At 71.7% G+C, this 20,714-nt stretch carries 19 protein-coding genes and 1 pseudogene; 9 read left to right on the top strand and 11 right to left on the bottom strand.

The window, feature by feature from the left end:
- Window positions 1-33 precede the first annotated feature (33 nt).
- Together S1361_RS17995 and S1361_RS18000 are read left to right on the top strand one after the other, a co-directional pair.
- On the top strand, window positions 34-618 hold the full coding sequence (locus S1361_RS17995; RefSeq protein WP_208032857.1) for a Uma2 family endonuclease: 585 nt from the start codon (window positions 34-36) through the stop codon (window positions 616-618).
- Window positions 619-678: 60 nt separating this feature from the next.
- Window positions 679-1,674, top strand: coding sequence for an aldo/keto reductase (locus S1361_RS18000; protein WP_208032858.1), 996 nt, complete (start codon window positions 679-681; stop codon window positions 1,672-1,674).
- Between the two features lie 239 nt (window positions 1,675-1,913).
- On the opposite strand, the gene thpR is transcribed toward S1361_RS18000, so the two are convergent.
- On the bottom strand, window positions 1,914-2,486 hold the full coding sequence (thpR, locus tag S1361_RS18005; RefSeq protein WP_208032859.1) for an RNA 2',3'-cyclic phosphodiesterase: 573 nt from the start codon (window positions 2,484-2,486) through the stop codon (window positions 1,914-1,916).
- A gap of 39 nt (window positions 2,487-2,525) precedes the next feature.
- Here thpR and S1361_RS18010 point away from each other — a divergent pair, with 39 nt between their 5' ends.
- Complete coding sequence (locus tag S1361_RS18010; RefSeq protein ID WP_208032860.1) at window positions 2,526-3,050, top strand: GNAT family N-acetyltransferase; 525 nt, start codon at window positions 2,526-2,528, stop codon at window positions 3,048-3,050.
- 30 nt (window positions 3,051-3,080) lie between these two features.
- Here S1361_RS18010 and S1361_RS18015 read toward each other — a convergent pair whose 3' ends face one another.
- Together S1361_RS18015 and S1361_RS18020 are read right to left on the bottom strand one after the other, a co-directional pair.
- Entirely contained in the window at window positions 3,081-4,427 is a 1,347-nt protein-coding gene (locus S1361_RS18015; RefSeq protein WP_425086769.1) for an MFS transporter, read from the bottom strand.
- Window positions 4,428-4,454: 27 nt separating this feature from the next.
- Window positions 4,455-4,892: a MarR family winged helix-turn-helix transcriptional regulator gene (locus tag S1361_RS18020; RefSeq protein WP_201833268.1), complete on the bottom strand. Its 438-nt coding sequence runs from the start codon at window positions 4,890-4,892 to the stop codon at window positions 4,455-4,457.
- A 155-nt stretch (window positions 4,893-5,047) separates the two neighbouring features.
- Between S1361_RS18020 and S1361_RS18025 the strand changes: the two genes are divergently transcribed.
- Window positions 5,048-5,230, top strand: coding sequence for a ribbon-helix-helix protein, CopG family (locus S1361_RS18025; RefSeq protein WP_189985510.1), 183 nt, complete (start codon window positions 5,048-5,050; stop codon window positions 5,228-5,230).
- Window positions 5,231-5,246: 16 nt separating this feature from the next.
- Here S1361_RS18025 and S1361_RS18030 read toward each other — a convergent pair whose 3' ends face one another.
- On the bottom strand, window positions 5,247-6,698 hold the full coding sequence (locus tag S1361_RS18030; RefSeq protein WP_208032862.1) for an NCS2 family permease: 1,452 nt from the start codon (window positions 6,696-6,698) through the stop codon (window positions 5,247-5,249).
- A gap of 150 nt (window positions 6,699-6,848) precedes the next feature.
- On the opposite strand from S1361_RS18030, the gene S1361_RS18035 reads away from it, so the two are divergent.
- Window positions 6,849-7,115 (top strand): DUF2530 domain-containing protein, encoded by a 267-nt coding sequence (locus tag S1361_RS18035; protein ID WP_208032863.1) that lies wholly within the window; start codon window positions 6,849-6,851, stop codon window positions 7,113-7,115.
- A 138-nt stretch (window positions 7,116-7,253) separates the two neighbouring features.
- Window positions 7,254-9,650 (top strand): HAD-IC family P-type ATPase, encoded by a 2,397-nt coding sequence (locus tag S1361_RS18040; RefSeq protein WP_208032864.1) that lies wholly within the window; start codon window positions 7,254-7,256, stop codon window positions 9,648-9,650.
- A gap of 3 nt (window positions 9,651-9,653) precedes the next feature.
- Here the strand turns inward: S1361_RS18040 and S1361_RS18045 are convergent, their stop codons facing one another.
- The 3 genes from S1361_RS18045 to S1361_RS18055 form a co-directional block, all read right to left on the bottom strand.
- Window positions 9,654-10,484 (bottom strand): hypothetical protein, encoded by an 831-nt coding sequence (locus S1361_RS18045; protein ID WP_208032865.1) that lies wholly within the window; start codon window positions 10,482-10,484, stop codon window positions 9,654-9,656.
- 197 nt (window positions 10,485-10,681) lie between these two features.
- Window positions 10,682-11,464 carry a calcium-binding protein gene (locus tag S1361_RS18050; protein ID WP_208032866.1) on the bottom strand — a complete coding sequence of 261 codons (783 nt, stop codon included), beginning with the start codon at window positions 11,462-11,464 and terminating at the stop codon, window positions 10,682-10,684.
- Between the two features lie 112 nt (window positions 11,465-11,576).
- Window positions 11,577-14,735 carry a sacsin N-terminal ATP-binding-like domain-containing protein gene (locus S1361_RS18055; RefSeq protein WP_208032867.1) on the bottom strand — a complete coding sequence of 1,053 codons (3,159 nt, stop codon included), beginning with the start codon at window positions 14,733-14,735 and terminating at the stop codon, window positions 11,577-11,579.
- Window positions 14,736-14,884: 149 nt separating this feature from the next.
- Here S1361_RS18055 and S1361_RS18060 point away from each other — a divergent pair, with 149 nt between their 5' ends.
- Window positions 14,885-15,376 (top strand): hemerythrin domain-containing protein, encoded by a 492-nt coding sequence (locus tag S1361_RS18060; RefSeq protein WP_208032868.1) that lies wholly within the window; start codon window positions 14,885-14,887, stop codon window positions 15,374-15,376.
- 22 nt (window positions 15,377-15,398) lie between these two features.
- On the opposite strand, the gene S1361_RS18065 is transcribed toward S1361_RS18060, so the two are convergent.
- On the bottom strand, window positions 15,399-16,361 hold the full coding sequence (locus S1361_RS18065) for a YihY/virulence factor BrkB family protein (protein WP_208032869.1): 963 nt from the start codon (window positions 16,359-16,361) through the stop codon (window positions 15,399-15,401).
- A gap of 15 nt (window positions 16,362-16,376) precedes the next feature.
- Window positions 16,377-17,342: a polyphosphate kinase 2 gene (gene ppk2, locus S1361_RS18070; RefSeq protein ID WP_208036656.1), complete on the bottom strand. Its 966-nt coding sequence runs from the start codon at window positions 17,340-17,342 to the stop codon at window positions 16,377-16,379.
- 191 nt (window positions 17,343-17,533) lie between these two features.
- On the opposite strand from ppk2, the gene S1361_RS18075 reads away from it, so the two are divergent.
- Window positions 17,534-19,159, top strand: coding sequence for an alkaline phosphatase D family protein (locus S1361_RS18075; RefSeq protein WP_208032870.1), 1,626 nt, complete (start codon window positions 17,534-17,536; stop codon window positions 19,157-19,159).
- A gap of 1 nt (window position 19,160) precedes the next feature.
- On the opposite strand, the gene S1361_RS18080 is transcribed toward S1361_RS18075, so the two are convergent.
- A complete protein-coding gene (locus tag S1361_RS18080; protein ID WP_208032871.1) occupies window positions 19,161-19,355 on the bottom strand; it encodes a DUF397 domain-containing protein in 195 nt (64 codons plus the stop codon).
- Window positions 19,352-20,197 (bottom strand): helix-turn-helix domain-containing protein, encoded by an 846-nt coding sequence (locus S1361_RS18085; protein ID WP_208032872.1) that lies wholly within the window; start codon window positions 20,195-20,197, stop codon window positions 19,352-19,354. The genes S1361_RS18080 and S1361_RS18085 overlap by 4 nt, the downstream gene beginning before the upstream one ends.
- Window positions 20,198-20,310: 113 nt before the next feature.
- On the opposite strand from S1361_RS18085, the pseudogene S1361_RS18090 reads away from it, so the two are divergent.
- Window positions 20,311-20,604, top strand: a pseudogene (locus S1361_RS18090) (ATP-binding protein); the annotation flags it as partial.
- Window positions 20,605-20,714 lie beyond the last annotated feature (110 nt).

Raw genomic sequence — 20,714 nt, forward strand, 5'->3', positions numbered from 1 at the left:
CCTGTGTGCGGGCAGCCGGGGAGGAGCGCCACGATGACCGTCCTCGAAGACAGGATCGAGATGGCCGAGGAGAGCGAGGAGCTGACTCTGGACGCCCTGTTCGAGTCGCTTGAGCGGACCACCCCCGAGGGATACAAGGTCGAGATCGTCGAGGGGGCCATCTTCATGACGCCGCAGCGGGACACCCACTGGGAGATCATCGCCGACATCTACGAGCAGCTGCGCACCAAGTTCCCGCGCAAGCGCGTCAAGTCGGACGTCCGCATCGACTACCCGGGTCATCTCAACGGATTCTGCTCCGACGTCACGCTCATCGCCGAGGGCGCCGAGAAGACGCCCGGGGGGCTCTGGCGCTGCGGTGACGTCGAGTTCGTGGCAGAGGTCATCTCGAAGGGCACGGCACACAACGACTACGGCCCCAAGCGGACGGCCTACGCTGCCGCCGAGGTCCCGGTGTATCTCATCGCCGACCCCTACCAGCGGCGGTGCCTCGTCCACACCGACCCCAAGGACGGCGACTACGCCGTGAGCACACGGGTGGACTTCGGCACCGACGTCGACCTGACCGGCACCGTGGTCGACCTCGTCCTCACAACCGACGACTTCCCCCGCGACTAGCCACCCCCACCCCCGAAGGCCCTTGCATAGAGCGCACTCCAAGCCGTTGGCTGGTGGACCATGGAGTACACGCAGCTCGGACGCACGGGACTCAAGGTCGGCCGGCTCGTCCTCGGGACGATGAACTTCGGCCCGCAGACCGACGAAACCGACAGCCACGCCATCATGGACGCGGCGCTGGACGCGGGCATCAACTTCTTCGACACCGCCAACGTCTACGGCTGGGGCGAGAACAAGGGCCGGACCGAGTCGATCATCGGCAACTGGTTCGCCAAGGGCGGCGGACGGCGCGAGAAGACCGTCATCGCCACCAAGGTGTACGGCACCATGGATCCGGACGGCACGACCGTCTGGCCCAACCACGACAAGCTCTCCGCGCTGAACATCCGGCGCGCGGTGGACGCCAGCCTGAAGCGGCTGCAGACCGACTACATCGACCTCTACCAGTTCCACCACATCGACCGGAACACCCCGTTCGAGGAGATCTGGCAGGCGATGGACGTCCTCGTCCAGCAGGGCAAGATCCTCTACGTCGGCTCCAGCAACTTCCCCGGCTACAAGATCGCCCAGGCCAACGAGATCGCCGCCCGCCGCGGCGGCACCATGGGCCTGGTCAGCGAGCAGTGCCTGTACAACCTCGCCGAGCGCCGCGCCGAGATGGAGGTCATCCCCGCCGCACAGGACTACGGCCTCGGTGTCATCCCGTGGTCGCCGCTGCACGGCGGGCTGCTGGGCGGGATCATCAAGAAGGAGGTCCAGGGCGGCCGCCGCGCCTCCGGCCGGGCCGCCGACACGCTCAACGACCCGTCGGCCCGCGCGCAGATCCAGGCCTACGAGGACCTGCTCGACAAGCATGGCCTGGAGCCCGGCGAGGTGGCCCTGGCCTGGCTGCTCACCCGGCCCGGCGTGACCGGCCCGATCGTCGGCCCGCGCACCGCCGAGCAGCTGGAGTCGGCGCTCAGGGCGGTGGAGCTGGAACTCGGCGAGGAACTGCTGAAGAGCCTGGACGAGATCTTCCCGGGCCCGGGCCCGTCCCCGGAGGCCTTCGCCTGGTAGGCGCCGGGAAGGGTCGGCGCCCGAAGGGGCGGCGGGGCTGCATGCGACATGCGGCTCCGCCGCGTCGGCGCGACCAGCCACGGACGGCCCGCGGCCGCCGAAGCAGCCGCAGCCCCCGCCCTCTGGGCGCGCAGACCGACCGCTACCGCACCGCCGAGGCCAGGGCCACCACGACGAACAGAAGAACAAGCGCACCGGCCATGATCCGGTTCCGGGTTTTCGGGTCCACGTAGTCGAGACTAACCGGCCCCGCCCAGTGCCCAGCGCTCGACCACCTCGTACCGCGGCTGCTCCCCCGGCACCCCGGACGTCGGCAGCCGGCTGCGCACCAGCGCCGCGTCGGCCACGGTCCAGCTCCGCCCGGCGAACTCGGCGAGCAGCCGCACGTACGGCCGTACATCGACCGCCTCCCGGCTGCGGGCCAGCGTCAGATGGGCCTTGTACCGCCGGTGCTCCTCCATCGGCACCCCCGCCTTGCGCGCCGCCGCCTCCGCCCGGTCGGCCAGCAGCCGCAGCGCCTCCACGTCGCCCTGGGCGCCCGTCCACAGCGCGCGGCCCCGGCCGAACTGGCCGCCGCCGGCGAGGGCGAGGGAGAAGGGCGCCGACCGGTGGGCCGCGCGGGCCAGCCGGTCCGACAGGGCGGGTACGACGTCGTCGGGCACCTCGCCGTAGAAGGCGAGGGTGAAGTGCCAGCCGGGGCGGTCGGTCCAGCGCAGCCGGCCGGCGTCCGGCAGCTGCCGCAACCGGGCCACCTCGGCGGCGAGTTCGTCGACGATGTCCTCGGGGGGCAGTACGGCGGCGAAGAGTCTCATGGCCTCACGATCCCAGACCCCGGGCTGCATGATGGGGCCATGGCGATCACCATTCGAGAAGGCGGCCCGGACGACCTGCCCGTGATACTCGGCATGCTCGACAGCAGTGTGGAGTGGCTGGTCTCACAGGGACGCACCGTGCAGTGGGGCACCGAGCCCCTGTCGGGACACGAGAAGGCGGTGCAGGCGGTCGCGCGGGCCATGGACGAGGGCACCACGTACATCGCCGAGGTGGACGGCGTCCCGGCCGCCACCCTCACCCTCACCGACGGGCCCGGGTCCTACCTGTCCCACCTGCCGCCGCCCGGCGAGCCCGAGCGGTACATCCACTGGCTCGCCTCCGACCGCCGCTTCAAGGGGCAGGGCGCGGGCAGCGCCCTGCTCGAGCACGCGGCCGAGGTGACCCGGCGGGCCGGCGTGGGGCTGCTGCGCGTGGACTGCTACGCGGGCGGCAACCGCAGGCTCGTCGCCTACTACGAGGCCAACGGCTTCACCCCGACGCACCCCTACACCCACGGCCCGAACGACTGGCCGGGGCAGGTACTGGCCCGGAGGGTCGACTAGGCCCCGGGACCTCCGGCCGGCCGGCGACGGTCACGCGGCCGTCGCCAGCTGCTCCTGTTCGCGCGGGACGAAGCGGACCCGCGGGTGGCCGTGGTGCCAGCCCACCGACAGGCGCAGGCCGCCGACGCGGGCCAGGACCAGGCCGACCGCGGCGGCGGCCACGGCCGACACCACACCGCCGGCCGCGAAGCCGATCCGGGCGCCGTAGGTGTCGGTGACCCAGCCGACCACCGGCGCGCCCAGCGGCGTACCGCCCATGAACACCATCATGAACAGGGCCATGACCCGGCCGCGCATGGCCGGGTCGGTGGCCATCTGCACGGCCGTGTTCGCGGTGACGTTCACCGTCAGGCCGAACACCCCGATCGGCACCATGAGCAGCGCGAACAGCCAGTACGACGGGGCCACCGCGGCCACGGTCTCCAGCGTGCCGAAGGCCAGCGCGGCGGCGATCAGGACGCGCAGCCGGGCCGTGCCGCGCCGGGCGGCCAGCAGGGCGCCGACCAGGGAGCCGACGGCCATCAGGGTGTTGAAGAGGCTGTAGGCGCCGGCACCGGCGTCGAAGACGTCGTCGGCGTAGGCGGACAGCCACACCGGGAAGTTGAAGCCGAAGGTGCCGATGAAGCCGACCAGGACAATCGGCCAGATCAGCTCCGGCCGCTTCGCGACATAGCCGAGGCCCTCCCGCAGCTGGCCCTTGCCGCGCGGCGCGCGCTCGACCACGTGCAGCTCGCGGGCGCGCATCAGCAGCAGGCCGGCGATCGGCGCGGCGAAGGACAGGCCGTTGGCGAGGAACGCCCAGCCGGTGCCCACCCCGGTGATCATGAGGCCGGCGACGGCGGGGCCGACCAGCCGGGCGGACTGGAAGTTCGCCGAGTTCAGGCTGACCGCGTTCTGCAGCTGCCCGGGGCCGACCATCTCGGAGACGAAGGACTGCCGGGCCGGGTTGTCGACCACCGTGGCGAGGCCGACGGCGAACGCGGCGACGTAGACGTGCCAGACCTGGACCTGGCCGGAGAGGGTCAGCGCGGCGAGCGCGAGACCGGTGACGGCCATCGCGGTCTGGGTGACCAGCAGGGTGGGCCGCTTGGGCAGGCGGTCCACGAGGACGCCGCCGTACAGGCCGAACAGCAGCATCGGCAGGAACTGCAGGGCCGTCGTGATACCGACGGCCGCGGAGGAACCGGTCAGGCCGAGGACGAGCCAGTCCTGGGCGATGCGCTGCATCCAGGTCCCCGTATTGCTGACGACCTGGCCGAGGAAGAAGAGGCGGTAGTTCCGGATCTTCAGCGAGCTGAACATCGAGGACGTACGAGAGGTACGGGGGGTGGGGGTGGTTGGTGCGGGGGCGGAAGGTGTTCCGGATCCCGTACTCAAAAGGGTTCGCCTCCTTCGGTGGTGCGCTTACAGGTGTGCGAGCTTCTCCAGTACGGGGGCGGCGGCACGCAGGGCGGCCCACTCGTCCTCGTCGAGGCCCTCGACCAGGCCGGCCAGGAAGGCGTTCCGCTTGCGGCGGCTCTCCTCCAGCATGGCCTCGGCCTGCTCGGTCTGGGTGACGACCTTCTGGCGCCGGTCCTCGGGGTGCGGCTCCAGCCGGACCAGGCCCTTGGCCTCCAGCAGCGCCACGATGCGGGTCATCGACGGCGGCTGGACGTGTTCCTTGCGGGCGAGTTCGCCCGGGGTGGCGCTGCCGCAGCGGGCGAGGGTGCCGAGCACCGACATCTCGGTGGGGCTCAGCGACTCGTCGACCCGCTGGTGCTTGAGCCGACGGGACAGCCGCATCACGGCGGAGCGGAGGGCGTTCACGGCGGCAGCGTCGTCGCCATGGGAAAGATCCGGCATGTTCCTTAGCGTAACTCATTACTCTCGCTAAAGAGCAGTCGGGCGCGCCCGTGCCGCCCGTGACCCCCGCCACTGCGCCCGACGATCACCCGTACGAGTGAGCCGGTTCCGGAAAGTGACGCATCGGACGGCCCGGTGTGGCGACCCTCGTAGGCATGGGGACCACTGTGCTGAGCCTGCGGATAGACGGGGAGCTGCTGGAGCGGCTCCGGCACCACGCGGCGAAAAGAGGAATGAGCGTCCAGGACTATGTCGTCCGGACGCTCATTCGGGATGACTTCGACGAGCGGTTCCAGACCGCCGTCGAGGAGACGGAGAGGTTCTACGGGGTCACCTGACGGCTCCCGCGCGGGCTCAGGTGAGGCCCAGGGCCGGCATCAGGTAGTAGAAGGTGAAGACGGCCGAGACGACGTACATCGGCACCGGGACCTCCCGGCCCCGGCCGGCGGCCAGGCGCAGCAGGGTGAAGGTGATGAAGCCCATGCCGATGCCGTTCGTGATCGAGTAGGTGAACGGCATCATCAGCATCGTCACGAAGGCCGGGACGGCGATGGTGTAGTCCGCCCAGTCGATCTCCTTGACGGAGTTCGACAGGATCAGGAAACCGACCGCGACCAGCGCCGGGGTGGCCGCCTGGGACGGGACCATCGTGGCGACCGGGGTGAGGAACAGCGCCACGGCGAAGAGGCCGCCCGTGACGACGTTCGCGAGGCCGGTGCGGGCGCCCTCGCCGACACCGGCCGTGGACTCCACGAAGGCGGTGGTGGCCGAGGAGGAGCTGGCACCGCCCGCCGCGACCGCGAGGCCGTCGACGAAGAGGACCTTGTTGATGCCGGGCATGTAGCCCTCGGCGTCGGTCAGCTTGGCCTCGTCGCCGATGCCCATGATCGTGCCCATCGCGTCGAAGAAGCACGACAGCAGGACCGTGAAGACGAACAGGATGCCGGTCAGCACGCCGACCTTGGAGAAGCCGCCGAACAGGCTGACCTGGCCGATCAGGCCGAAGTCGGGGCTGCCGACCGGGTTGCCCGGCCACTTCGGGACCGTCAGGCCCCAGGAGGGGATCGTGGCGACCGCGTTGATGATCACGGCGAGGACGGTCATGCCGACGATGGAGATGAGGATCGCGCCCGGCACCTTGCGGACCATCAGCGCGAAGGTGAGCAGCGTACCGAGGATGAAGATCAGCACCGGCCAGCCGGTGAGGTGACCGCCGGTGCCCAGCTGGACCGGGACGGTGGTCTGGGCGGCGTCCGGCATCCGGGTGACGAAGCCGGAGTCGACCAGGCCGATCAGCATGATGAACAGGCCGATACCGATCGCGATCGCCTTGCGCAGGCCGAACGGCACCGCGTTCATCACGCGCTCGCGCAGGCCGGTGGCGACCAGCAGCATGACCACGAAACCGGCGAGGACGACCATGCCCATGGCGTCCGGCCAGGACATGCGCGGCGCGAGCTGGAGCGCCACGACCGAGTTCACACCGAGGCCGGCGGCGAGCGCGATCGGCACGTTGCCGATGACACCCATCAGCAGCGTGGTGAACGCGGCCGTCAGCGCGGTGGCCGTCACCAGCTGGCCGTTGTCCAGGTGGTGCCCGTACATGTCCTTCGCGCTGCCGAGGATGATCGGGTTCAGCACGATGATGTACGCCATCGCGAAGAAGGTGGCGAAACCGCCGCGCACCTCACGGGCGATGCTGCTGCCGCGCTCGGAGATCTTGAAGAAGCGGTCGAGGGCGCCGTAAGCGGGCGAACCCCCCGGCCTTTCGGGGGTGGGGGCCTTGGCGGGAGCCGAGGTGGACATGGAGGACCTCATCCCCAGCAGGGTTCCCCCGAGCCCTGTTGGAGTTTCATACGATCAGAAGCGGTCAAAGACAAACGGTTTCAGTATGAAGGTATGAGGGGAAGTTCGCTATCTCCGCGCGTAGACACGGGCGGCACATAAGCTGTGCCCATGGCTAAGTGGACCCCCAAGCACGAGGCGCCGGAGCCCCTGGAGGGGCCCGTGGTCGCCACGATCACCGGCGGCACGATCGTGTGGTTCGTCCTCTTCCTGGTCCAGCTCCCCTTCTACGGCTGGCTCCAGGACCACGGACACCTGTGGTGGCTGTGGACGTGCCTGGCCGGGGGCGGGCTGGGGCTGATCGGCGTCTGGTACGTGCGCAGGCGGGACGCCGCGCTGAAGCGGGCGGCGGCTTTGAAGGCGGCGTCGGCCGGATGAGTCCGGTCCCGTCGGCCGGCCGGGCCTGATCCGTCCGCCGCGGCTGGATCCGGTTCGTCGGCCGAATGGCGCGGTCCCGTCGGCTGAACAGCTCGGTCGGCTGGGCGGGTGGACGGCATCGCACGTAACGTCGACTGCATGAGCCATATAGACGCGGGCGCCGAACTCGACCCCGTCCACCCCGTGGCCCTGCCGGGGACCCGGCCGTCGGGGCTGACCGGTGCGGAAGTGGCGGAGCGGCGCTCGCGTGGCCAGGTCAACGACGTGCCCGTGCGCAGCAGCCGGTCGCTGGGACAGATCGTCCGGGCGAACGTCCTCACCCGGTTCAACGCCATCATCGGCGTGCTCTGGCTTGTCATGCTGTTCGTCGCGCCGATCCAGGACAGCCTCTTCGGCTTCGTGATCCTCGCCAACACCGGCATCGGCATCGTCCAGGAGTGGCGGGCCAAACAGACCCTGGACGCGCTCGCGGTGATCGGGGAGGCCCGGCCGACGGTCCGCCGGGACGGGGTGGCGACCGAGGTGGCCACCCATGAGATCGTCCTGGACGACCTCATGGAGATCGGGCCCGGGGACAAGATCGTCGTCGACGGGGTGTGCGCGGAGGCGGACGGGCTGGAGATCGACGAGTCGCTGCTCACCGGCGAGGCCGACCCCGTCGTCAAGCGCCCCGGCGACCGGGTGATGTCCGGCAGTTTCGTGGTCGCGGGCGGCGGCGCCTTCACGGTCGCCAAGGTCGGCCGCGAGGCCTACGCCGCCCGGCTCGCCGAGGAGGCCTCCCGCTTCACGCTCGTCCACTCCGAGCTGCGCACCGGCATCTCCACCATCCTCAAGTACGTCACCTGGATGATGGTCCCGGCAGCCCTCGGACTCGTCGTCACCCAGCTCGTCGTCAAGAACGACGACCTGAAGGACGCCGTGGCCCGCACGGTCGGCGGGATCGTGCCGATGGTCCCCGAGGGGCTGGTGCTGCTCACCTCCGTGGCCTTCGCGATCGGCGTCATCCGGCTCGGCCGCAAACAGTGCCTGGTGCAGGAGCTGCCGGCCATCGAGGGCCTGGCCCGCGTCGACACCGTCTGCCTGGACAAGACCGGCACGCTCACCGAGGGCGGCATGGACGTCAGCGAGCTGCGGCCGCTGGACGGGGCCGACGAGTCGTACGTCCGCAAGGTGCTCGGCGCGCTCGGCGAGTCCGACCCGCGCCCCAACGCCTCCCTCCAGGCGATCATCGACGCCTGTCCGGACAGCGAGGACTGGCGCTGCGTCGAGTCGCTCCCCTTCTCCTCCGCCCGCAAGTACAGCGCGGCCACGTTCAGCGAGGGCGACGGCGAGACCAGCACCTGGCTGCTGGGCGCTCCCGACGTCCTCCTCGCCGCCGACGACCCGGCCCTGGCCGAGACGGAGAACCTCAACGAGCAGGGGATGCGCGTGCTGCTGCTGGCCCGCGCCCGCCGCGACCTGGACGACTCCGAGCCGGCCCGGGGCGCCAGCCCCACCGCCCTGGTCGTCCTGGAACAGCGGTTGCGGCCCGACGCCTCCGCCACCCTGCGCTACTTCGCCGAGCAGAACGTCCACGCCAAGGTCATCTCCGGTGACAACGCGGTGTCGGTCGGCGCGGTCGCCGGGAAGCTGGGGCTGGACGGTACGGCGGTGGACGCGCGGCGGCTGCCCGCCGACCGGCCGGCGCTGGCGCGGGCCCTCGACGCGGGCACCGTCTTCGGGCGGGTCACCCCGCAGCAGAAGCGGGACATGGTCGGCGCGCTCCAGTCGCGCGGGCACACGGTCGCGATGACCGGGGACGGGGTGAACGACGTCCTCGCCCTGAAGGACGCGGACATCGGGGTCGCCATGGGCTCCGGTTCGGAGGCCACCCGGGCGGTGGCGCAGGTCGTCCTGCTGGACAACAGCTTCGCGACCCTGCCCTCGGTGGTCGCCGAGGGCCGCCGGGTGATCGGCAACATCACGCGCGTGGCGACACTGTTCCTGGTGAAGACGGTGTACTCGGTGCTGCTGGCGCTGCTGGTGGTGTGCTGGCAGGTCGAGTACCCGTTCCTGCCCCGGCACCTGACCATGCTCTCCACCCTGACCATCGGCGTCCCGGCCTTCTTCCTGGCCCTCGCGCCGAACACGGAGCGGGCCAGACCGCACTTCGTCCGCCGGGTGATGCGGTACGCGGTGCCGGGCGGGGTGCTGGCGGGCCTCGCGACCTTCGTCACGTACCTGCTCGCCCGCCACCACTACAGCGGTCCGGGCGCCCTGGAGGCGGAGACGAGCGCGGCCACCCTGACCCTGTTCCTGGTCTCCATGTGGATCCTGGCGATCATCGCCCGCCCCTACACCTGGTGGCGGGTGGCCCTGGTGGCCGCGATGGCCGTGGCCTTCCTGTTCGTCCTCGTGGTCCCCGCCCTGCAGGACTTCTTCGCCCTGAGACTGGTCGGGGTCGCGCTGCCGTGGACGGCGGTCGGCGTGGCGGTGGTGGCGGCGGCCGCCCTGGAGTACCTGTGGAGGTGGGTCGACCGCCGCTTCCCGGACTAGGTGCTACTGCACGTCGACGTAGTCACCCGCGGCGCTGACCGCCGGGGTGGTCGAGGTGCCCGCGAAGCTGAAGCGCCAGTAGCCGTCGTAGTTGGCGGTGGTGGTGGTCTTCAGGTTGCCGTACGAGTCCGTGTTCACGGTCTTGACCGTGGTGTACGTGGTCGTGCCCGCCTTCTTGAACTGGAGCGCGACCGGCTGGCCGGAGTAGCCGTGGTACTGGTGGTCCTCCCAGTTGGCGCGGGTCAGCTTGCCGGTCACCGTGAGGGTCTTGCCCTTGCCGACCGGCTCGGGGCCGGCGTTGACCGTGAGCTTGGAGTAGCGCTGCACCAGGGTGCTGCCGAGGCCGCTCTGGTCCTTGTAGCCGACCTTGCTGAGGTCGGGGTTGTTCTGGTCCTGGCCGTTGAAGGCGACGGCCTCGGCGGCCACGCCCCAGGAACCGGCCCAGGCGTTCTTCAGGTCTCCGTCGGCCGGGTAGATGTCGACGGTGCCCTTGCAGGTGGCCGTCGTCGCCGAGGTGGCGGTGCAGGTCGCCGGGTTGTCGCCGTACAGCTCGGCGGTCGCGGTGTCGTACGAGCCCTTGTAGAGGAAGGCGTCGCTGTAGAAGTCCTTCGCGGTGATGTCCACGTCGGCGCCGTGCGTCAGCGTGTACGAGTAGCTGGCGCTGACCATGTTGGTGGTGCCGACCTTGATCGCCTTGGCGATCGTGACGTTCGAGAAGCTGACGTTCAGCGTGTACGGCGTGCCCGAGTCTCCGGTGGCGTGTGCGGCCGGGACTGCGAGGGCGGAGAGGGCCAGGGCGCCGGAGACGGCGGCCACGGTGGCACGTATGCGCATTGCGTTCCCCTGGAGGGAGAAGTGATCGTGGAGTCGGTCGACTCACGCGATCAGATCCGCGAGACACACGAAGGGTTGTACCGCAAGACGCCTTCTCGGCCAGATTTGGTCTGGCCGTTACCTGTGCATGGCACAAGTGAGAGGGAGCGTTCCGGCCCCGGGAGCGGCACGCGCTCCCGGGGCCGGTCGGCTGCCGCCTACTTCACGTCGACGAAGTCACCGGCGGCGCTGACCGCGGAGGTGGTCGACGTGCCCGCGAAGGAGAAGCGGTAGGAGCCGTCGGCGGTGGCCTTGACCGTGGTCTTGAGGCGGCCCTTGGAGTCCGTCTTGACGGTCTTGACCGTGGTGTACGTGTTCGAGCCGTTCTTGCGGAACTGGAGCTTCACGGACTGGCCGGAGAAGCCGGCGTACGAGCCGCCGTTCCAGTTGGCGCGGGTCAGCGCGCCCGTGACGGTGAGGGTGCTGCCCTTCGCCACCGGCTCGGGGGAGGCGTCGGTCGTCAGCTTGGCCAGCCGCTGCGCCTGGAACGTCTTGGCGTTCTCCTTCTTGACGTAGTCGGTGTCCTTGCCCTGGGCGATCGCCCAGACCTTCCAGTTCCCGGCCACCTCGTTGATGAGGTTCTTCCGGGCCGTCAGCGTGTAGGTCGCCTTGCAGTTCGCCTTGGTGGCGCTGACCTTGGTGCAGACGGACCGCTTGTCGGCGGTGTTGGCGACGGCACCGCTGTCGGCGTGCTCGATGTCCTTGCCGTGGTACAGGATCGCCTGGGCCCAGGCGATGCCGGAGTTGTCGGTGGCGGTGAAGGAGACCGTGATGGTCTTGCTCCCGGTCGCGCCGACCACGACGGGCTTGCCGCCGTTGACCACGACGTCCGAGATCTTCGTGTCGCCGCGGTGGGCGTCCGCCGCCTGCGCGGCCGGAACGGCCAGAACGGACAGCGCCAGGGCGCCGAGGACGGCCGTACCAGCGACTCGCATACGCATGGGTGTGTGTCTCCCCGTGATCATGACGATGGTTACTCACCATCAGATCGACTGCACCCACCGGAGGTTGTACGAGATCTTCACTTTTCCTTCGACTGTGTGGGACGTCACCTCAGTCGAACCAGCGGTCCCGGGCCAACTCCTCCGTCCGCGAGGGGTCTTCCAGCAGCGCGGCCACCTCGAACCGGCGCGGCCACTGTCCCGCCGCCCACGCCAGCCCGGCGGCGACCCCCTCCAGGGTGGCCGCGTGCAGCACCCCGTCGTCGGTCAGCCGCCAGTCGATCTCCACGCCGTCCACGACCAGTTCCTCGTGCTCGACGTAGGTCCCGGGCGTCCGCGGTCCGAGCAGCACCCGCACGGCGTCCGGTACGTCGTGCTCGGTCCCCTCCGAGTGCACCTCGCCGGTGACGGACTCGCTCAGCCGCCGGACCTGGAACAGCTCGGCCAGCTCGGCGGCCCGCGCGGGCCGGACCGGCAGCAGCGGCACACCGGAGGTGAACGGCAGCAGATCCGGCGAGTCGACCACGACCGCCGCCCCGGCGTCCACGACCTCCACGCGCCCGTCGACCACGGCCCGCAGCTCGTCCGGCAGGGTCACCTGCTCGGGGTCCAGTTCCGCCAAGGCGCTGTACAGGCCGTGCAGTTGGGCGGGCGTGACCGGGCGGTCCGGGTCGGCGAGCCGGTCCAGCAGCTCGGCGGCCCCGCCGGGCTCGTCCAGCAGCGCGCCGACCGAGGTGCGCACGCCGAGGGCCCGCAGCACCTGCTCGTCCTCGAACCCGGTCGCGTCGGCCTCGTCGTACAGGCCGCGCAGCAGCGGGTCTCCGCCGGCGGCCAGCAGTCCGGTCGGGCGCCGCCCGTCGAGCACGGGGTGCCCGCGCAGCCACCACGCGGTGTACGGCCGTACGACCTCGTGGGTGCCGTCGGGGAGCAGGATCCGCACGGGCTGGGTGAGGGCGTCCCGCAGCGGCGGCCGGGCCAGCAGGGCGAGCGCCTCGGGCCAGTGGTCGTCGTCCACCAGGTCCAGGTCGCGGACGGCGACGAGTTCGGTGGCGACCGGTGGCACCGGGCTGTCCGGGAACCGGTCGAGGATGTCCTCGCACCACACGTCGACGGCGTCGAGCAGGCCGGCGTCGTCGGGTTCGGCATAGTCGCCGTCCCGGGGCTCCAGCTCGTCCGGGTCGAGGACGACGTCGGTGGCGCGGACCAGCGCGAAGTCGGCGAGCACCCCGCACGCGGCGAGCGGCTGCTCCCCCCACTTCTCCGCCAGCTCGGCATCGACGGCGGCGAGTTCACCCTCCCGGATGACCCGGGCGAAGGGGCTGCCGGGGAACACCAGCTCACCGGCGGGGGCGAGCTCCCCGTCCTCGTCGGGCAGCGCGAGCGCGCCCAGCCAGGGCTCCTCCCCCGGCTCCAGACCGGCGTCCCGCACCAGCCCGAGCACCGTGTCGGCCAGCTCCTCGGCGTCCGGCGCGTCCTCCTCCCAGGCGAGGCCGCCGTCGTCCTCCAGGGAGCCCGCCACGGCGACCCGCACCTGCGGGGTGGTCAGCACCGCACGCGGCGTCGCGGGCAGCGCGCCGAGCTTCTCCAGCAGGGGGTGCGCGGCGTCCGCGTGGGCCACCTTCAGCCCGAGCCGGCCCAGCACGTCCGGGTCGATGCGGGCGGCGTCCGGGGTGGGCAGCAGCACCTGACGCGGCCCGATGGTGGTCCGTCCTCCCCCAGAGCCGAAAGCCTGGGAGGTGCCCCCAGCCAGCGGCACCGGCAGCCCCGACAGCCGCTCCGGATCGACCCCGGCGAGGCTGTCGTACAGCCGCCACCACCACTCCGGCTCCTTCTCCAGCCCGGCGAGCCGGTCGACGGCGTCCGCCAGGGGCAGCCGGGCGACCCCGAGGGTGCGCAGCTCCGCGCGCCGCTCCAGGCCGGCCGGGAGCAGGGTGGGCAGCACCTCGGCGAGCACCCGCACGGTGCCGGCGCCGGCACCCTCGACGATCTCGGCGTCGCGGGGCCGCAGGGCCTGAGGCAGCTCGTCGTCGCCCTTGCCCTCGACGGCCGGGGGCAGGAAGGCGGTGCGCGGCAACCGCTCCAGCACGGCCTGCCGCAGCGCTCCGTCCAGCTCCGCCCTGCCCAGCGGCCCGGGCACGAGATCGATGATGCCCTCACCCACCGGTCGCCAGGCGGCGAGCAGTTCGGTGTAGGCGTCGGCCGCGCGCTGCACCAGGAAGTCGGTGAGCGGGCCGGGTGCCGCGTGCCGGCGGGTGGTGTCCAGCGGGAACGAGGCGATGAGCAGCGCGGGCACGCCGAGGGGTTCGTCGCTCGGGGTGGGGGCGTGCAGCACCGGGGTGGTGCGGGGGCGGGTCGGGGCGCCGTAGGCGTCCACCGGTACGGCCCAGGTCACCGACCAGTGCGGGCGCAGCCGCTCCTCGACCGGCCGGTCGGCGAGGAGGTCGGGGGTGAGCGGCCCGTGGGCGGACGCGGTACGCCAGTTGGTGATCCCGTCGCGGGAGTCCTCCACGACCGTGAAGGCGCCGTCGGTACGCCGGCCGAGCGTGCGGGGGGCCTCGCCGTTGATCTCCACGACGACCTCCGCCAGCCCCGGCAGGGCGAGGAGCAGGGCGTCGTCGATGCCGGCGAGCAGCCGCTCGGCGAGATCGGCGGCGGCGGCGTCCCGCAGGGGCAGGATGACGGCGGTGTCGTACGGCTCCGGGGCGGTGCCCTCGGCGGCGAACGGCAGCCGGAGCAGGGGCACGTGCCCGTCCCGGCGCCGCACCTCGTCGCCCAGCCCCGGGCTGTGCCGGGCCACGTCGGAGGCCAGTTCCCGGGCCTCGGCCAGCGACCAGCGCACGCCCCCGTGCCGCCCCACGATCGCCGGCTCGTCGGTCACGGCGAGGACGGCGGCGAAGCCGACACCGAACCGGCCGACGGCGCTGTGGGCCGCCTCGGCGTCCCGCTTGGCGGAGGCCCGCAGCGTGGACAGCGACTCGACACCGGCCGCGTCGAGCGGGGCGCCGGTGTTCGCGGCCACCAGGACACCGTCGCGGAGGGTGAGCCGCAGGCGGCCCGGCACACCCGCGCGGGCGGCGGCGTCGGCGGCGTTCTGCGCCAGCTCCACGACGAGCCGGTCCCGGTACCCGCCGAGCACCAGGTCCTCCTCGGCGTTGGCGTCCTCCCGGAAACGGGCGGGACTGGTCGCCCAGGCGTCGAGCACCCCGCGACGCAGACGGGCGGTGCCGAAGGGGTCGGCGCCCTCGGCCGCCGGCCGCACGAACTTGCTCACGTTGACTCTCCTCTACGACGTGAGACCGAACCTACAGCGCGGACGGACCGGAGACCGAGGGGACGTGGTGGCAGCGGGAGCCATCGGTGCGCACGAAGGGGGTAAGCGGAGGTGGCACGCATCCCTTCGCACGAGAGTGGAGCACGTCCATGACCCCGACACAGGACGTCGTCGAGCTGATCCTGGAGGACCACCGGCGCATGGAGGACCTCTTCCGCCGGATGCGAAGCGTCGAGGACGACCGGGCGGCCGCCCTGCGCGAGTTCGCCGACCTGCTGATCGCCCACGCGCTGGCCGAGGAGGCCGAGGTGTACCCCGCCCTCAAGCGGTACAAGAACATCGAGGACGAAGAGGTCGAACACGGCGAGCACGAGCACGACGAGGGCAACAAGGCCCTCCTGGAACTCCTCCAGGTCGAGGAGGTCGGCTCCGAGGAGTGGGACGAGAAGCTGGAGGCGCTGGTGCAGGCCGTCACCCACCACGCCGACGAGGAGGAGCGCACCATCCTCAACGGTGCCCGCGAGAACGTGGCGGCCAAGCGGCGCGCGGAGCTGGGCGTGGCGTTCCGGGAGGAGCGTGAGCGTCAGCTGAAGTCCGGCTGCGGCTCCGTCGACAACGTGCGCCGCATCGTGGAGTCCTGACCCGCGCACCGCCGCCGGGCTCTCACGGGCCCGGCCCGGGGTCCGGCCGCACGGCCCGGCCCAGTCCGGCGCGGGCCGCCTCCAGCTGCGCGGCGAACGCGATGCCCAGGAACAGGGCGACCCCGGTCAGGTTGGCCCACAGCAGCAGGGCCACGAAGGCCGTGAGCGGCCCGTACACGGCGCCGAAGGAGCCGCTGCGGGAGACGTAGAGCGTCAGCAGCCAGGTCGCGGTGACCCACAGCACCAGGTGGACGGCGGAACCGAAGGCCAGCCAGGTGTACCCGGGCTGGTCCCGGCGCGGGGACCAGCGGAAGACGACGGCGGAGGCGATCCAGGCGAGGGCCGTCCCCACCGGCACCTCCAGGGCACCCCACCAGGAGGGGGGCCGCGGGGTGCCCAGCGCCTCGGTCGTCGCGGCGGTCACGGCCTGGCCGGCGACCAGGACCAGGAACCCCAGGACCATGGGCACGCCGGCGGCGAAGGCGAGCAGCACGGCCCTGCCGTACTTCCGGGGGAAGGGCCGGTCCCGTTCGATGCCGTAGATCCGGTTGGCGCCCCGTTCCACCTGGCCCATGGCCGAGGCCAGGTTGAGGACGGAGAGGGCCAGCCCCAGGCAGAACGCGAGGGTGCTCCAGGCGTCGGAGCCGGCGGTGCGGCGGGTGCCGCGCAGCGCCTCCCGGATCACGTCGGCGCTGGCGCCCGGCACGATCCGGCCCAGGGTCAGCTCGATGATCCGCCCCACGCTCTCCGTGTGCGCGGCCGTGGCCAGGCCGACGAGGGCGATGGTGAACGGCACCATGCCCAGCACGATCTGGAAGCCGAGGGCGCGGGCGTTGGTGAAGCCGTCGGCGTAGCGGAACCGGGAGAAGGCGTCGACCAGCAGCCGCGTGCCCCCGTAGCGCCGCAGCGCGGTGAAGGCCTCGTCGCCGGAGAGCTCGTCCCCGATCATGTCCCGCGTCTGCGGGACGTGCACCACCGTTCCCATGGCCCCTGCGCCTCCTCAGCCGCGGCCGGCCGGCACCGCGGGGTCCGGGTGGTTCCCGGGTCCGCCGCCCGGTCCGGCCAGCGGGGTCGGCGACAGGGCCGTGGGTTCCTCACCCGGTTCGAGCAGGGTGTCCGCCGCACCGACGATCAGCGGGTCGGGGGTGCCGACCGCCTCGTGGTCCTTGGCCGGGTAGTCGAAACGGTCCAGGAGGCTGCGCATCGCCTCCAGCCGGCCCCGCCGCTTGTCGTTGTTCTTCACGACCGTCCAGGGCGCGTGCGCGGTGTCGGTCGCCCGGAACATGTCGACCTTGGCCGCGGTGTAGTCGTCCCAGCGGTCGAGGGAGGCCAGGTCGGTGGGGGAGAGCTTCCAGCGGCGCACCGGGTCGACCTGCCGGATCGCGAACCGGGTCCGCTGCTCGGCGCGGGACACCGAGAACCAGAACTTCACCAGCAGGACGCCGTCGTCGGTGAGCAGCCGCTCGAACAGCGGCGCCTGCCGCAGGAACTGCCGGTGCTCGGCTTCCGAGCAGAACCCCATGACCCGCTCGACCCCGGCCCGGTTGTACCAGGACCGGTCGAAGAAGACCATCTCCCCGCGGGCCGGCAGGTGCGTCACGTACCGCTGGAAGTACCACTGCCCCGACTCCCGCTCGGTCGGCTTGTCCAGCGCCACCACGCGGGCCCCGCGGGGGTTCAGCCGCTCGGTGAACCGCTTGATGGTGCCGCCCTTGCCGGCCGCGTCCCGCCCCTCGCACACCACGACGATCCGCTGCCCGGTGTCCTTCACCCAGCGCTGGAGCTTGAGCAGTTCGATCTGCAGGATCCGCTTGGTCCGCTCGTACTCGCGCCGGCCGATCCGGTGGTCGTAGGGGTGGTTCTCCCGCCAGGTCTCGACCGGCCGGCCGCCGGCGTCCAGCAGCACCGGCCGCTCCGGCTGCCGGTCGTCCACCGCGAACCCCCGCAGCAGGTCCTCCTCGCGCACCGGGCCGCGGGTCTCCCCCGCCTCCGCCGCCTGCTCGTGCTCGTGCTCGGCCACGCCACCGCCTCTCCGTCACCGCTCACCGGGGCCCCACCCCGGTCTCCTCACACGTGCCCGCACAGCCGGGTCCCAGACGCCTGTACCGTCGCTGGGGTCGTTCCTTTCCGTACCGTCCGAGACAGGAAGGCGATCACATGGCCGAACTGCGCCTGGGTCCGCTGCTGAGGTACACCGACGGCTCCTGCGCGACCGTGTGGGTCGAGGCGAGCCGGCCCTGCACGGCCGAGGTGCGCTGCTCCGACGGCGCGGCCGGCACGGCCCCCACCTTCCAGGTGGCCGGGCACCACTACGCGCTCGTCACGGTGACCGGACTGGAACCGGGCACCTCCCCCTCGTACGAGGTGTTCCTGGACGGCACCCGGGTGTGGCCCCTGCCCGGCTCCCGCTTTCCGCCCTCCGTCATCCGCACCCCGGGCGCCGGCGACGCCGTCCGCGTCACCTTCGGGTCGTGCCGCTGGGCCGCGCCCCCGGCGGACGGCAAGGACCCGGTCGGCCCCGACGCCCTCGACACCCTGGCCACCCGCCTGGCGGCCGACCCCGGCGCGGAGCGCCCCGACGTCCTGCTGCTCCTGGGCGACCAGGTCTACGCCGACGAGACCTCCGAGGAGACCCGGCGCCGGCTGGCCGCCCGCCGCGACCTCGACGAGCCGCCCGGCGCCCAGGTCACCGACTACGAGGAGTACTGCCACCTCTACCACGAGTCCTGGCTCGACCCGGAGGTGCGCTGGCTGCTGTCCACCGTACCCAGCTTCATGATCTTCGACGACCACGACATCGTGGACGACTGGAACACCTCCGCCGCCTGGCTCGCCGACATGCGCACCACCGGCTGGTGGCAGGAACGGCTGCTGAGCGGCCTGATGTCGTACTGGGTCCACCAGCACCTGGGCAACCTCTCCCCCGCCGAGCTGGCCGACGACCCGACCTGGGCCGCCGTCCGCGCCACCCCGGACGGCACGAAGGCGCTGCGCGCCCTGGCCGAACAGGCCGACGCCGACTCCTCCACGGTCCGCTTCAGCTACCGGCGCGACTTCGGCCGGGTCCGGGTGGTGATGGTCGACTCCCGGGCCGCGCGGGTCCTGGAGGAGAACCGCCGCGCCATGCTCGACGCGGGCGAGGCCGCCTGGCTGCGCGAGCAGGCCCTGGCCGACGAGGGGGCCTACGACCACCTGCTGATCGGCACGTCCCTGCCCTGGCTGCTGCCGCACCTGGTGCACGACGCCGAGAGCTGGGACGCGGCCCTGTGCGCCGGGGAACGCGGCGACCGCTGGGCCCGCTTCGGCGAGTGGCTGCGCCGCGGGGCCGACCTGGAGCACTGGGCGGCCTTCCCCCGCTCCTTCGCCGACCTCGCCGGCCTGATCGCCGAGGCCGCGGCGGCGCCGGGCGCCCCGGCGAGCGTGTGCGTGCTGTCCGGGGACGTGCACCACGGCTACGTCGCCGAGGCGACCTGGCGCTCCGGCGACCTCGGCATCCCCGTCGTCCAGCTCACCTGCTCACCGGTGCACAATTCCGTGCCGCTCGCCATGCGGATCGGCTTCCGCATCGGCTGGAGCGCGCCGGCCCGCTCCCTGGGCCGCCTGCTGGCCCGGCACGGTCGCTGCGCGCGGCTGCCGGTGCGGTGGCGCAAGCGGGGCGGCCCGTGGTTCGGCAACCAGCTCATGACCCTGACGCTGAACGGCCGTTCGGCCCACCTGCGCCTGGAACGCACCGGCAGGGAGGCGAGGCTCGACACGGTCCACGAGAGGAGCCTCACCGGTTAGCTCAGTGCCGGGCGGCGTACGAGACGAACTCCGTCCAGGTGGCGGGGGCGACGGTGAGGAGGGGGCCGTTGTCCTGCTTGGAGTCGCGGATGTGGATGGTGGCGGGGGTGGGGGCGACGGCCCAGTCCAGACCGACTTCGACGCAGGAGTCGCCTTCACTGCTGCTGCTGTAGCTGCTCTTGAACCAGCGGATCATGTTGCCCCCAGCAGATGCTCGATGAAGGTCGTGGACTCACGGGGGGTGAGCGCCTGCGCCCGGATGCTTCCATAGCGCAGCTCCAGGATACGGAGATGCCTCGGCTCCTCGACCGGTCGGCCGTTGACCACTGCTGGCGAGCGGCCCACTGCCGAGCCGTCCGCAAACTTCAGCACCTCGATGCCACCGGCCAGTCCAGCGTGTTCCTCGCAGTCCATCGGCATCACCTGAAGCTCGACGCCGCGCAATTGCCCTGCCATGGCGAGGTGTTCCAGTTGGCGCCGCAACACTTCCCTGCCTCCGAGCGGTCGTCGCAGCGTCCACTCCTCCAGGACAAAGCTGATTTCGGGCGCCGGATCCCGTTCGAAGATGGACTTGCGAGCCATCCGTGCCGACAGGAACCGCTCCACCTCTTCGCTGCTGTACGCGGGACGCCGCATGAGGAGCAGCGCTCGTGCATACTCGGGCGTTTGGAGCAGACCGTGGATGTTCAGCGGGTCGTACAGCTTGATCTCGACCGCCTTGGCCTCCCTCTCCGCCAACGCCCGAACCTTCTTCGGATACCGGACCTTCTCCACGTCCTCCTTCATCGCGGAGAGCAACCCACCCGCGTCCAAGACCTTGTCCGCCTTGTCGAGGTACTCCGGTCTCGGGATCCGCTTGCCGGACTCGATCTTGTAGACCATGTCCTCGCTGTACCCGACCGCCCTGGCGAACTCGGCCGCGCGCATGCCCAACGCCTCGCGCCGCAGCCTCAGCTGGCGGCCCACCGTGGCGATGACGGCGACACCCCACTCGTCATCCGGTTCGACCTCCCACCCCGGCTCCTCTTCCTCACTCACACCGCACCCCCTGGTCGACAGGTCCGGACACCACAGGACAAGCGACGGACAGTGACCCTACGCAACCCTTCCGTCACTGTTCACAGGTAGCAGTCTCCGCCACTCTGAGTGATGTGAACCAGGAAATCTCCACCCACATCTCCACCCCCGTCCCGCACTTCACGGTCCGCCTCTCCCCCACACCCCGAGGCGCCCGGCTGGCCCGGCTGCTCGCCAGGGAGCAACTCCGCACCTGGGGGCTGCCGCTGGAACCGGCGGAGCTGATCGTGGCCGAGCTGGCGGCGAACGCGGCCACCCACGGCCGCGTGGCCGGGCGGGACTTCAGGCTGATGATGTACGCCGTCGGGGACACGCTCCGTATCGAGGTGACCGACACGCGCGGTGACCGCGTCCCGCAGGCCCTCCGGCCCACGCCGGACGCCGACGGCGGGCGGGGGCTGCTCCTCGTGGACACGCTGGCGGAGCGCTGGGGTACGGCGCCCGGGCCCTCACCGCGCAAGACGGTGTGGGCCGAGGT

This window comes from Streptomyces cyanogenus, assembly GCF_017526105.1.
Classification (GTDB): domain Bacteria; phylum Actinomycetota; class Actinomycetes; order Streptomycetales; family Streptomycetaceae; genus Streptomyces; species Streptomyces cyanogenus.